Origin of the sequence: Lysinibacillus sp. OL1, assembly GCF_004332175.1 — a bacterium.
Lineage (GTDB): Bacteria > Bacillota > Bacilli > Bacillales_A > Planococcaceae > Lysinibacillus > Lysinibacillus capsici.
This window is the reverse complement of record NZ_SJDS01000022.1, coordinates 25,354-39,007: the sequence shown is the minus strand read 5'-3', so window position 1 is coordinate 39,007 and position 13,654 is coordinate 25,354. Positions and strand designations below refer to the sequence as shown.

Annotated in this window: 14 protein-coding genes; all 14 read right to left on the bottom strand. The window is 38.1% G+C overall.

Annotation, left to right across the window (positions count from 1 at the left end; translation table 11 throughout):
* Nucleotides 1-637: 637 nt before the first annotated feature.
* Nucleotides 638-919, bottom strand: coding sequence for a hypothetical protein (locus EW028_RS23425; protein ID WP_131522625.1), 282 nt, complete (start codon nt 917-919; stop codon nt 638-640).
* A gap of 206 nt (nt 920-1,125) precedes the next feature.
* Nucleotides 1,126-2,628 carry a lysine--tRNA ligase gene (lysS, locus tag EW028_RS23420; RefSeq protein WP_193767458.1) on the bottom strand — a complete coding sequence of 501 codons (1,503 nt, stop codon included), beginning with the start codon at nt 2,626-2,628 and terminating at the stop codon, nt 1,126-1,128.
* Between the two features lie 178 nt (nt 2,629-2,806).
* On the bottom strand, nt 2,807-3,847 hold the full coding sequence (dusB, locus tag EW028_RS23415) for a tRNA dihydrouridine synthase DusB (protein WP_004229121.1): 1,041 nt from the start codon (nt 3,845-3,847) through the stop codon (nt 2,807-2,809).
* Nucleotides 3,848-3,934: 87 nt separating this feature from the next.
* Complete coding sequence (gene folK / locus EW028_RS23410) at nt 3,935-4,447, bottom strand: 2-amino-4-hydroxy-6-hydroxymethyldihydropteridine diphosphokinase (protein WP_131522623.1); 513 nt, start codon at nt 4,445-4,447, stop codon at nt 3,935-3,937.
* Complete coding sequence (gene folB / locus EW028_RS23405; RefSeq protein WP_004229125.1) at nt 4,447-4,812, bottom strand: dihydroneopterin aldolase; 366 nt, start codon at nt 4,810-4,812, stop codon at nt 4,447-4,449. Before folB ends, folK begins: the two co-directional genes overlap by 1 nt.
* Entirely contained in the window at nt 4,812-5,666 is an 855-nt protein-coding gene (folP, locus tag EW028_RS23400; RefSeq protein WP_131522622.1) for a dihydropteroate synthase, read from the bottom strand. Before folP ends, folB begins: the two co-directional genes overlap by 1 nt.
* Before the next feature lie 13 nt (nt 5,667-5,679).
* On the bottom strand, nt 5,680-6,519 hold the full coding sequence (gene pabC / locus EW028_RS23395) for an aminodeoxychorismate lyase (RefSeq protein ID WP_131522621.1): 840 nt from the start codon (nt 6,517-6,519) through the stop codon (nt 5,680-5,682).
* On the bottom strand, nt 6,520-7,101 hold the full coding sequence (gene pabA, locus EW028_RS23390) for an aminodeoxychorismate/anthranilate synthase component II (protein ID WP_131522620.1): 582 nt from the start codon (nt 7,099-7,101) through the stop codon (nt 6,520-6,522).
* The gene (pabB, locus tag EW028_RS23385; protein ID WP_131522619.1) at nt 7,098-8,528 is read right to left on the bottom strand and encodes an aminodeoxychorismate synthase, component I; all 1,431 of its coding nucleotides are present in this window, start codon (nt 8,526-8,528) and stop codon (nt 7,098-7,100) included. The genes pabA and pabB overlap by 4 nt, the downstream gene beginning before the upstream one ends.
* 126 nt (nt 8,529-8,654) lie before the next feature.
* A complete protein-coding gene (gene cysK, locus EW028_RS23380; protein WP_004229133.1) occupies nt 8,655-9,584 on the bottom strand; it encodes a cysteine synthase A in 930 nt (309 codons plus the stop codon).
* Nucleotides 9,585-9,833: 249 nt separating this feature from the next.
* Nucleotides 9,834-10,805 carry a peptidyl-prolyl cis-trans isomerase gene (locus EW028_RS23375; RefSeq protein WP_131522618.1) on the bottom strand — a complete coding sequence of 324 codons (972 nt, stop codon included), beginning with the start codon at nt 10,803-10,805 and terminating at the stop codon, nt 9,834-9,836.
* Nucleotides 10,789-11,670: an Hsp33 family molecular chaperone HslO gene (gene hslO, locus EW028_RS23370; protein ID WP_009373570.1), complete on the bottom strand. Its 882-nt coding sequence runs from the start codon at nt 11,668-11,670 to the stop codon at nt 10,789-10,791. Before hslO ends, EW028_RS23375 begins: the two co-directional genes overlap by 17 nt.
* 21 nt (nt 11,671-11,691) lie before the next feature.
* Nucleotides 11,692-12,459 (bottom strand): type III pantothenate kinase, encoded by a 768-nt coding sequence (locus tag EW028_RS23365; protein ID WP_131522617.1) that lies wholly within the window; start codon nt 12,457-12,459, stop codon nt 11,692-11,694.
* Between the two features lie 274 nt (nt 12,460-12,733).
* On the bottom strand, nt 12,734-13,567 hold the full coding sequence (locus tag EW028_RS23360) for an aldo/keto reductase (RefSeq protein WP_131522616.1): 834 nt from the start codon (nt 13,565-13,567) through the stop codon (nt 12,734-12,736).
* Nucleotides 13,568-13,654: the final 87 nt, after the last annotated feature.

Genomic DNA, 13,654 nt, shown 5'->3' with positions numbered 1-13,654 from the left:
TTTCGTTCACTAGCAAAACTAGCTACTTAAAACTTTATTGATTACGTTTTGCTTGTTCAGTTTTCAAGGTTCATTTAGCTACCATCTCTCGACAGCAACTTTTAAATTATAACATTTCTCTACTTTGTTGTCAACACTTTTTTAAAATGTTTTTTCAAAATCATCGGATACAACTTTTAAAGTATATTATAATCAATTATTCATGTCAACATCTTTTTTCAAATTGTTTTTGAAGTTCAATGTTGTAAATTGCATCGTCTTAACGACAAGTAATAATTTATCACGTTAGAAAAAACTTCGCAAGCATTTTTTACACAAAATCTAATTTTATTTAATAAACCTGCTTTAATAAGCTATTTTGTGTATTTACGAGAATCGTAAATCATAATATCTTTCCTTATTTATTATTTGTTTTACTATACATCTCTTTCTATTAAATCTCAATATCTTAAATTAAAATACTACTTACTTTTCAAGCTAAATATAACTCATAAAATTTAGTGTAAAATTACTTCCTAATAACTACAAAATCTAATTATGTTGTTTAGGTCTTAGTTGGTTTTTTAAAATGCATTAAATGAAAATAAGCATGCGCTAAAGCAGAAGTACTTTAGCGCATGCTTATTTCTAATAGTCCCTATCTTATTTCATTACCTTGAGGGTCAACTATATTTAAGCACCACAAGAAGTTATCCCATGCAGAATACCAGCCACTAAAGATTTCAGAAGAATCGTCCCAACGAACATCAAATTTCTTATGGCCATCTATTTCTACTAAATATAAAGTAAGTGTCTCGTCTTTTTTAGCAACGACTAATTTCATACCATGCTCAAGCTCTTCCTCCGTAAATGGAACATCAGAAACAGAACGTAATTGTGCCTGTTCAAATACTTGTTTGTTAATAATTTTGTAATTCATTATAAGCCCCCAATAAAATACTTCTTTTTTATACTTATTGTATTTAAAAACATAGAACTATAAAAGTATAACCTAAATATAATCTACGTTTAAACAACTTAATTTTTTTCATTGAACAAAAAGAAGAGAACTCACCTATCCCGTGAATTCTCCTCTTAATCCATTGACTGCTCTATAATAGCTCTATAAAGAGCCTACGCCGTAATTTATTTTGTAATATGACGCATTGTTGGGAACAATAATACATCACGAATTGATGGTGAATTTGTTAGTAGCATAATTAAACGGTCAATACCAATACCTAAACCACCTGTTGGAGGCATACCATATTCTAATGCTTCAATGAAATCATTGTCCATTTCATGTGCCTCATCATTACCTGCTTCTTTTTCTGCTAATTGTGCTTCAAAGCGTTGGCGTTGGTCGATAGGGTCATTTAACTCTGTGAAGGCATTGGCGTGCTCACGACGAACGATAAATAACTCAAAGCGATCTGTAAAACGCTCGTCCTCTGGATTTTTCTTCGCAAGAGGTGAGATTTCTACTGGGTGACCATACACAAATGTAGGCTGTACAAGCGTCTCCTCTACTTTCTGTTCGAAGAATTCATTGATAATATGACCTACTTCGTGTACATCCTTCACTTCAACTCCATGCTCTTTAGCAAGTGCTTGTGCTTGTTCTTTTGTCATCGGCTGCCAGAAGTCTACACCTGTTGCCTCTTTTACAGCGTCAACCATATGAACTCGTTTCCAGCCTACAGCAAGGTTGATTTCATCTTCACCATATTGAACTGAAGTTGTACCAAGAACTTCTTGGGCAACATGCGCAATAAGGTTTTCAGTTAGAGACATGATATCTTGATAATCAGCATACGCTTCATATAGTTCAATCATTGTAAATTCAGGGTTGTGGCGTGTTGAAATTCCTTCATTACGGAACACACGTCCGATCTCGTAAACTTTTTCTAAACCACCAACTATTAAACGTTTTAAATGCAATTCGATGGCAATTCGCATATATAATTCCATATCAAGGGCATTGTGATGCGTAATAAATGGACGAGCTGCTGCGCCACCAGCAATTGTGTGAAGCATTGGTGTTTCTACTTCTAAGTATCCAGCATTATCTAAATAATTTCGGATTGCACGAATAATTTTTGAACGCGTGATAAATGTCTTTTTGCTATCTTCATTTGTCATTAAATCTAGATAACGTTGGCGATAACGTTGCTCAACATCCTGTAAGCCGTGGAATTTCTCTGGCATAGGACGTAGCGCTTTTGTAAGGAATGTGAATTCCTCAGCCTTTACAGAAAGTTCTCCCACTTGTGTACGGAACACGTTACCACGCACACCTACGATATCTCCTAAATCAGCTTGTTTAAATAATTCATACGCTTCTTCGCCTACATGATCTTGACGAACATAAATTTGAATTTGACCATTTAAATCTTGAATATGTGCAAAGCCAGCTTTTCCTTTACCACGTTTCGTCATAATACGGCCCGCAATAATTACCTCTTGAAGGTTTTCCTCAAGCTGTTCTTTTGTTTGATCTGCAAATTGCTCACGTACTTCTGTTGATAAATGTGTACGTTCAAAACGGCTTCCAAATGGATCTTGCCCATTTTCTAGTATCGTTGTCATCTTTTGGCGTCTCACCAATAGTTGATCATTTAATTCTTCTATATTTGACACTTGTTTCACTCCTTAAGTAAATTGTCCGCGTTTACGTCCATAATATTTCTATTGTACACAATTTTAGTGCTGTAATCATCTGTTTCAATTTATTTTCAATCCAATATAAAATAATTAATAATTCTAAAAATTAAAGATGCTGCCGAAAAGGCGCCTCTATCAAATTATAGAGACGCCCATATTAAAACTATATAATTAATTCTTTGACTTCTGGAACAATCAATTTAGATTCGCTTTCTTCATACTCCTGTACAAGACTATTTAATAGTACCCGAAGTTCTGCCGCAGTTTCTGTTTGGTTAATAGCATTGCGGGCCTTACCATTACCTCGGATTCCTTTTAAATACCATGATGCATGCTTACGCATTTCTCGTACTGCAATTCCTTCTCCTTTTAATTGAAGAAGTCGTTCAAAGTGTAGTAAACATACGTCCATTTTTTCGCGTACACTTGGCTCTTCTTTTAATTCACCAGTTGCTAGGTATTGAACCGTACGATAGATCATCCATGGATTACCTAAAGCAGCACGTCCAATCATTACTGCATCTACACCTGTAGTTTCCAGCATACGTTTAGCATCTTGAGGTGTTTCCACGTCACCATTACCTAGCACAGGAATGCTGACATTTTCCTTCACTTGACGAATGTAATCCCAGTTCGCTTTACCTTCATACATTTGTACACGTGTACGACCATGAACTGCTACTGCAGCTGCACCTGCACGCTCAACCGCTTGAGCGTTTTCAATTGCAAAGATATGTTCTTCATCCCAACCAATACGCATTTTTACGCTAACCGGCTTTTTAACAGCATCCACAACAGCCGCTACCATCTCATATACTTTATTAGGATCAAGTAGTAAACGTGCTCCCGCTTCACATTTTATAATTTTATTAACAGGACACCCCATGTTGATATCAATAATATCAGCAGTCGTATTTTCATCCACATATTTCGCTGCTTCTACTAAGGTTTCTTTATCTCCACCAAAGATTTGCAGTGAAAGAGGATTTTCACGTTCATCGATATAAAGCATACCTAATGTTTTTTCATTTTTTTGGACAATGCCCTTATCACTAATCATTTCAGCGTATACGAGACCTGCCCCAAACTCCTTAACCGTTAATCGGAAAGCAGAGTTACAAATCCCAGCCATTGGCGCTAATACTACGCGGTTGTCCATGACAATATCGCCAATTTGAAATGGCTTCTCTGTTGACTGACCCAACGTTTTTCTTCCTCCTCTATAGGCTTTACCTATTTTCTCTATCTATCATTAATGCTATACGCTGATAATTCATTCCTATACAATTACTTAATTCACCGCTGACAGCTCATTAAAGGGTTTCCAGAAGATTACGCCTTCCTTTTCACAATCCATTTGCTGTAACAGATCATGCGCTTGTTGTAGCTGTTCATCGAATGGTGATGGTGTAATCTCTACAAGTGGTACTAGGACGAATGCTCGCTCGTACATTCTTGGATGAGGAACAATTAAGTTCTCCGTTTCAATATTCTCTTGATTGTAAAGTAAAATGTCAAGATCAATAACTCTTGGGCCCCAGCGGAATTCTCTTACACGCCCTAATTCCCGTTCGATTTCTTGGCAAATATTCAGCATCTCAACAGACGATATAGCTGTTTTTAGATGAACAGCTATATTTAAAAAATCGGCCTGATCCGTAAAACCTACAGCAGCTGTTTCAAAAACAGATGAAACACGAATCAACTCTAGTTCCTTCTTATCCTTTAAAAGGTCTACTGCGTGCCGAAGATTCTCATATCTCTCCCCCATATTTGTTCCGATAGATAAATAGACATCCTTCATTAGAAATCCCCCCTCGTAACCTCAACAGAGACTTCTTTATAATAACCATGAATAGGTGGGTCTGGTTTAATAAGCTCTACACGAACTCCTTTTACTTTATCAGGATAGGTTGCTAAAATCACATTTGCTATTTTCACAACAAGAGCCTCAATAAGCTTAAACGGTTCACCCTCTACAATATCCCGACATAACGCATATACCTCTGCATAATTTACGGTATAAGAAAGATCATCCGTTTCACCGGCTTTTGTCATGTCTACTGCAAGCGAAACATTTGCTCGAAAGCGTTGGCCTAGAGTAGTTTCAGCTGCTAATACACCATGATAACCATAAAACTGCATGTCCTTTAAATGAATATAATCCATCAGGCTTCCTCCTTAAACAAACGTTTACCCACTAATACATCCGTCATATACGTTGCCCGCACCATTTCCTTTACATCATGAACTCTTATCATATGACAACCCTTTTCAACTCCATAAACCACTGTGGCGCTTGTCCCTTCAAGACGTTCCTCAACAGGTAAGTTCAAGACATTACCAATCATTGATTTACGTGATGTTGCTAATAATACGGGATAGCCCATAGCCACTAAATCCGATAAGTGTTGCATCATAGCTATATTTTGTGCAGTATTTTTAGCAAAGCCGATACCTGGATCTAAGATGATATGATGATCGGGAACTCCCGCTTGCCGTGCAATGGCAATACTTTTTTCTAAATCTACCTTTGCAGTCGTCCAAAAATCAACACCATAATCCATATTTTCACGATTATGCATTAGAATGATCGGAACATGTAAGTCTGCAGCAACCTGAGCAATTTCTGGTTCTGCCTTTGCTCCCCAAATATCATTGATGATATGTGCGCCCGCTTCAATTGCGGCACGCGCCACACTTGCTTTATACGTATCAACTGAAATAATGACCTTTACTTCTTGTGCTATCGCTTGAATAACAGGCACGATGCGTGCAATTTCATCTTCATCTGAAATACGCTCGTACCCAGGACGTGTAGATTCTCCACCTACATCGATAATTTTTGCTCCTTCAGCCACCATTTTTTTCGCTTGAGTAACAGCAGCCTCCACATTGTTATACTTTCCTCCATCAGAGAAAGAGTCTGGGGTAACATTTAGAATCCCCATAACAAATGTTTCTTGTCTATAGTCTAATGTAATACCATTAATCGTTAATGGTTTCGTATATTTTTCTAGCATGTAAACGCTCCTTCTATCCTTGTTCCACTTCTTGAACAAATGCGCTATGCAAAATGGTATAAATAGGTCCTTTATTGCCTAAAAATCGCTGGTTCTCCAAGCTACTAATAGGCACAAGTTCTTGTACTGAATTGGTAATGAAGCATTCCATACTTTGTAGTAAATCCTCTTTTGTATAAAAGCCTTCCTGTACGTCAAGGTTTAGCGCTTTAGCCTTTTCTATAACCCATGCACGAATAATTCCTGGTAAAATACCTGTCTCCAAAGAAGGCGTATATAGTATATCATTTTTTACCCAAAATATATTTGATGTCACACCTTCAGCTACATAGCCTGATTCTGTTAAAAAGAAACCTTCTTGTTGAGCCAGTGATGGCATTTCAAAGCGACCAAGCACGTTATTGCCGTAATGGTGCGATTTAACACGAAATGCTTGTTCAGGTGTATTGCGTGGTATGGTAAGCCATTGTGCAAACTTTTCAGTACCACGCGGTGTGTCTTGAAGTTCCTTGCGAAAAATGATGACATTTGGTTGCCTATATTCTGTTGGCTGTAATCCAATATTATGTTGACCCGCAGATACATTTAAACGGAAGTAACCATCCTGACCGCCAGCAAGTTGATTTAGTTGTTGCACAGCCTCAAGTAATACACTTTCAGGATAGTTTAAATGAATGTGATATTGTGATAAAGCATGCTGTAATCTTTTCATATGTGCTTCCCAGTAAAATACCTGACCACCATATGTTCGGAACGTTTCAAAAAATCCTAATCCATATAAAAATCCATGATCAAATGGCGAAATTCTCAAATCCTGGGCCGCCATATAGTTTCCGTTCATCCAGCACTGCATCTATTTCACTCCTTCTACATACATTTCTATAAATTGGCGAAGAAGTTGTTTTCCTTGCTCTGTCATAATGGATTCCGGATGATATTGTACACCCTCAATAGGATATTCCTTATGACGTAAACCCATAATTTCTCCTTCTTCTGTCCAAGCTGTTACTTCTAGACAAGCTGGTAATGTCTCCTTTTCTACAATAAGAGAATGATAGCGAGTTGCTTGGAATGGATTTGGCATGCCTTTATGCAAACCTACTTCGGCATGCAGCACGGGTGAAGTCTTCCCATGCATTAAACGTTCCGCTTGTATGACTTGGCCACCAAACACCTGTGCAAGCGCCTGATGTCCAAGACAAACCCCTAAAATCGGAATATTTCCCGCGAAATATTTAATAATGTTCAGGCTTTCTCCCGCCTCATTTGGACTACATGGCCCTGGAGAAATAACAATCATATCTGGCGCAAGTTGTTCTATTTCTTCTACTGTAATAACATCATTACGTTTTACTACTATGTCATGACCAAATTCACCCAAATATTGGACGATGTTATAAATAAATGAATCATAGTTATCGATCATCAAAATCATATTACTCGCTCCTCTGCCATTGCCTTTGCCTGCCACATTGCTTTCGCTTTATTTAAAGATTCCTGATACTCTCTTTCCGGAACAGAGTCAATGACAATGCCTGCTCCAGCTTGAATATGCGCAACCCCATCTTTTACAAACGCTGTACGGATTACAATATTAAACTCCATATCACCTGTAAAGCCTAGCCAGCCGATTGAGCCTGTATATAAACCACGTCGTACAGGCTCTAATTCTTCAATAATTTCCATAGTGCGGATCTTTGGCGCTCCTGTAATTGTCCCACCTGGAAACATTGCACGAATAACATCTGCATTCGTTTTACCTTCTGCTATTTCTCCACGCACATTCGAAACGATATGCATAACATGTGAATAGCGCTCAATGACCATAAACTCATCCACTTCTACTGTTCCATAGGTGGATACGCGTCCTAGATCATTGCGCTCTAAATCCACTAACATTACATGCTCAGCACGCTCTTTATCATTATCAATTAATTCTTGAGCCAACGCTAAATCTTCCTCTTCGGACTTTCCTCTTGGTCGAGTGCCTGCGATTGGTCTCGTCGACAACTCATTGCCTTGACGCTTGACTAGTAACTCTGGCGATCCCGAAACAACGGAAAAATCAGGTGCTTCAATATAAGCCATATATGGTGACGGATTAAACGCTCGTAGTGCCTCATAGACATCTATTGCAGGTGCATTGAGTTTCTTAGACTGACGAACAGATAAATTCACCTGAAAGACATCACCTTGCGCGATATACGTTTGTATTTTTTTAACCGCTGCCTCAAAATCGTCGCCTGCAAATGAAACAAGCAACTCATTTTCATCATTCTTAACTTCTGTAGCAGTTGTTTTCTCAAATTTGCGCGCATCTAATCCAGCCTGTGCTGCAACCTGCCAGATGTTAGCCCATTCTTCCAAATTAACCTCATTCTCTTCTAACTTCATAAGTGTCACTGTATTCGTTTGCACATCATGTACTGCCCAGCAATCAAAGATATAATAATAGATATCTGGCACTTGTAAATCATCTGTTGCCGTATTAGGAAGCTCCTCAATTTTACGAGCGTAATCATACGACACAAAACCAATAGCCCCTCCCTGAAAAACAGGTAGCTCTGTATTATAAGAAACCTGATACTCCGCCACAAGCTCTTCTAGTAAATCAAGGGACTCACCTTGTAAAACTTCCTGTCGGCCATTTCTCCAATTTACGAAAAGCCCACCCTCTACTGATCGTGCGGTAGCTAATGGATTCCACGCAGCTATTGAAAAATGTCCACCACGTCCACTCTCTAAAAACACATGCGCTTGCTGCGTCTCTGTCTGCCTTTTATAGCTATAAAAAAATGAATCTGCATCCATCGTTAATGTTTTTGTAAGTATTGTTTTCAAGTTATTTTCCCCTTTAAACATATGATGTGATTCCATCTTAACTTGATTATTACATAGAAGCGAATATTTTTATAATTTTCATAGTGCCATAGTTTTCACACTAAAAAAGGGCCCCTTTATAAAGGAGCCCTTACATAAAAAATTGAATTAGTCTTCAAATTGATATAAAGGTGTTGATAGATAACGCTCACCATTAGAAGGCACAATAGCAAGGACATTCGAACCCTTACCTAAACGTTTTGCCGCTTCAATTGCTGCATAGATTGCAGCACCAGATGAAATACCACATAGGATTCCTTCTTCACGTGCTACTTTACGTGCTACTTCAAAAGCAACCTCATTTTCAACAGGGAATACTGAAGAATAGACTTCCGTATCTAAAACTGCTGGTACAAATCCAGCGCCAATTCCTTGTATTTTATGAGGACCTGGTTGACCACCAGAAAGAACTGGTGAATCCTTTGGTTCAACTGCAATGATTTCAATGTTTGGATACTTTTCTTTTAAGACCGCACCCGCACCAGTAATTGTACCACCTGTGCCAACACCAGCTACAAAAGCATCAAGTGTTAAGCCATCAAATGCTTCTACAATTTCTGGGCCTGTTGTTAAACGGTGAATTACCGCGTTCGCAGGATTTGTAAATTGTTGTGGTAGGAAGTAGCCATGTTCTTCAGATAGTTCTTCCGCTTTAGCAATTGCACCTTTCATACCTGCTGGACCAGGCGTTAATACAAGCTCTGCACCATAAGCACGCAATAAATTACGACGCTCTAAGCTCATTGTTTCTGGCATAACTAAAATGGCTTTATAACCTTTGGCAGCGGCAATCATTGCAAGACCAATACCTGTATTACCAGATGTCGGCTCAATAATTGTACCACCAGGTTTTAATGTCCCGTCTTTTTCCGCCGCTTCGATCATTGCTAAAGCCAGACGGTCTTTCACTGAGCTTCCCGGATTAAAATATTCTAATTTTACATACACAGTACCTTCATTTTCACTTGTTGCATGGTTTAATTTTACAATTGGTGTTTTACCAACTAATTCAGCTACCGAGTTTGCTAATCTACTCATTTACTAATCCACTCCCAATCCCTACTATTTTTATAGGTTTTACTTATTTTGTATTTTATCAATTTTTCCATTCGATTGTCAATAAAATAAAACTAATATTTTCAGAATATTTATCATTGCTTTGAAAAGGAAAAATCTTATGCTCACTAAAGAAAAAGAACCTGCATTTATTGGGTAATTCACTACGAATGCCTGTAAGTTTGATCAGACTCATTGTACCCCGCAAAACCTGCAGACTCTTTTCATGTATTATTTTTCTTTTTTAGTCTCTCCATAATACCAAGTAGCATCAAATTCAGACCAAAATGCTTCTGGCGTTACAGATTGCGGTAATTGCTCTAAAGCTAATTCTCTCTCAATATGTTCTTTCACATCGTCATATGTAAAGGATTGTCCTTCTAATACCTCTTGTACTTGAACAATGCCATAATGACCATTATCTAACTTAAAGGCTTTACTTACCTCATTTGCCTTTAGTGATTTTACAGTATTAATAATTGCAGGGTCTACATTTTCCTGATTTTCTGTAAGGAAACCAATATCCCCTCCTAAACTCGCTGAAGCACTATCAACAGAAATTTCTCGTGCCAGCACTGTAAAGTCAGAGCCATTTTTCAATTCACCCAGTGCCTCATCAGCAGCTTTTTTTGAATCGACCTCAATAAAATTCGTACGATAGCTTGTTTTTGTATTATATAAGCCTTGATTTTCTTCATAATACTTTTCAACGTTTTCTTCCTCTATCACTACATCTTTCGTGAGTACCTTATCCAATATAAGCTGTGATCGAATCTTTTGGCGTAGTTGCTCTGCCGAAAGATTTTGCATGGCTGTATCAAACTTATCTTGAGCAGATCGCATTAACGCTAATTCAAGATCAATTTCTTTATCAGTAACTTTAATTTTATATGTTTTTGCAGCTTTTTCCATTACCGTTTCATTTACTAAATTTTGGAGTGTTTCTTTACCATATCGTTCTTCCATAGCAATCATCCACTCTTGGCGTGTGATAACATCCCCGTCAATGGCAGCGACTTGTTCGTCGCTACCAATTTCCTGACCTTTGTTCGGGATCAACCAACTAATGAACCATAATATATTTCCTAATAACAATACGGCTATGACAGCTAAAGCAGGCTTTGTCTTTAAACGACGTTGCAATAAAGGAGTTTGGTTTGGTGTTACATTGGTTGAAGGTCGACGATTACGCGTTGAGCTCATCGATAAACCCTTCTAGCTCATCTTTAGAAAAGCTATATGTCTCTAAGCAGAAGTGACATTGTGCCTCTGCACCGCCGTCCTCATCAATCATTTCTCTAATTTCTGCTGTTCCTAGACCTAAAATTGCCGCACCAAACCGCTCTTTTGAACATTGACATTTAAATTCAACTGGCATGGAATCTAAAATTTGTAGATGTCCATTTCCTAATACAGCTTCTAAAATTTGCTCTGGTGTAAAGCCTTTTTCAATCATTTTTGAAACAGGCTCTATTGTAGCAAGGTGTTGCTCAATTTCAGTTATCGTTTCTTCCTCACAGCCTGGCATTAATTGAAGTATAAATCCGCCGGCTGCAAGAATAGTGTTGTCTGGATTAACTAATACGCCTAAACCTACAGATGATGGTACTTGCTCAGATGTAGCAAAATAATAAGTAAAATCTTCAGCAATTTCGCCAGAAACAATTGGTGTTTGTCCTGAAAACATATCTCTTAAACCAAGGTCTTTAACAATCGTAAGAGCACCTTCTGTTCCAACACCTGCTCGAACATCTAGCTTACCTTGCTCGTTTAAATCAAAGTGTACATGAGGGTTTGTCACAAATCCACGCACTTCTCCATGTGCATTACTATCAATTACCATTGGGCCAATTGGACCGTTGCCCTCAATTTTAATAGTGATTTTCTCTTCACCTTTTAGCATGGCTCCCATCATAACAGCCGCTGTCATTGATCGACCTAAAGCTGCCGATACAACTGGCCATGTATCGTGACGGCGTTGCACTTCTCCTACTGTGGCTGTTGTACGTGCTGCAAACACACGAACCTGTCCATTAAATCCTAAACCTCTTACTAAATAATCACTCATAAATGGAATGTCCCTCATTTCCTATTGGTTACGTTTATAGAGCTTATATAAACCCTTTAATGTTAAAAATGGATCTACAACATCTATAATTTGTGTCTCCCCTGCGATTAGATTTGCTAATCCACCTGTAGCAATAACTAATGGCTCCTCTTTACTTTGTGCTTTTATACGATTAACAATGCCCTCAACTTGCCCGACAAAGCCATAAAAAATTCCCGCCTGCATGGCAGAAACGGTCGTTTTCCCCACGATATGTGTAGGTCGAACGATTTCAATACGTGGCAATCTTGCAGCCTGTGTATAAAGAGCCTCTGTAGAAATAGTGATGCCTGGCGCAATAGCTCCACCCATGTAATCGCCCTTTTCGTTCAAATAACAAAAGGTTGTTGCTGTCCCAAAATCAACGATGATACAAGGAGCCTTATATAAATCTAGAGCTGCTATGGCATTCACTATACGATCAGACCCAACCTCACGTGGATTTTCGTATTTAATATTTAAACCTGTTTTCACACCTGGTCCTACTACCAAAGGCTTTTTTCGAAAATACTTCTGACACATCGCCTCTAGTGAAAACATAATTGGTGGCACAACTGAGGATATAATAATGCCTGTTATTTGTTCAAATGAAATGCCTGCATGATTAAAAAAAGAAAGAACTTGCATAGCATATTCATCTTCTGTTTTATGGAGATCCGTCACCATACGCCAATGGAAGGCTAATTGATCGTTGTCATCATAGACACCTAATACAATATTTGAATTCCCTGCATCTAAAACTAAAATCAAAAATGACACCTCCCATATCGTCATTGTAACTTTGGCAATCCCCATATTACAATATTCTCTCTAACTTGAATGAGGATAAAACACTTTAGAAAATGATACCATACTTTTTATCTTGATTCAGCAGCTGTTGTTTGTACTGTAGAGATAGTCTTAGGTACAACACCTTCTACTACAGGTGGAGATCAATACCTATATTGTTTGTCAAAATCAATTGAAAATGTTATCAATCTTCTTTAAAAAGAGGCCCCCTAAATATGGTAGCCTCTCTTAGAAATCATTTAAAATTAAATTTTTCTGGATCTGGACCACAACGTAGTCCATCGTTCATTGCATCTAACTGTGTCATTTCCTGCTCAGTTAACGTAAAGTCAAAAACAGCTAGGTTTTCAGCCATACGTGCAGGTGTCATCGTTTTTGGAATCGTAACAACATCATGTTGCACATCATAGCGTAATACAATCTGTGCTGGCGTTTTGCCATATTTAGATGCTAGCTCTTGAATCAATGCCTCTTCCAGTAGTGAACCATTCATCAACGGAGACCATGCCTCCACCTGTATGCCCTTATCCTTACAGTAGGCACGTACTTCCTCCTGTATTAAGTGCGGGTGGAACTCAATTTGATTAATAACAGGGACGACAGTCGTTTCCTTCAAAAGGCTTTCTAAATGGTGTACGTGGAAATTACTAACACCAATTGAACGTACTCGTCCATCCTGGTAAATCTTTTCTAGTGCTTTATAAACCTCAATATAATTTTGGTCTATTCCAGGCCAATGTACTAAATATAAATCCAAATAGTCTAATCCAATTTTTTCTAGACTGCTGTCATATGCCGCGAGTGTTTCTTCATAGGAAAGTCCATCGTTCCAAACTTTTGATGTTATAAATAATTCTTCTCGAGTTACTAAGCCTTCTTCAATGGCTGCACGTATTCCTCGTCCAACACTTTCTTCGTTGCGATATACTTGTGCTGTATCAATACTACGATAGCCTTTTGCTATAGCTGTTTTGACTGCTTCAGCTAGGTCATCTCCTTCGGGTACTCGAAAGACACCATAACCAACCAAAGGCATTTTAAGACCATTATTTAATACAACATTTCCCATGTGTGTACACTCCTATCTGTTTTGGCTAACAAATACTACATCTCTCTAAATGGCAGAGTTGTATGCAGCTTGTCTTTTTACTACTCT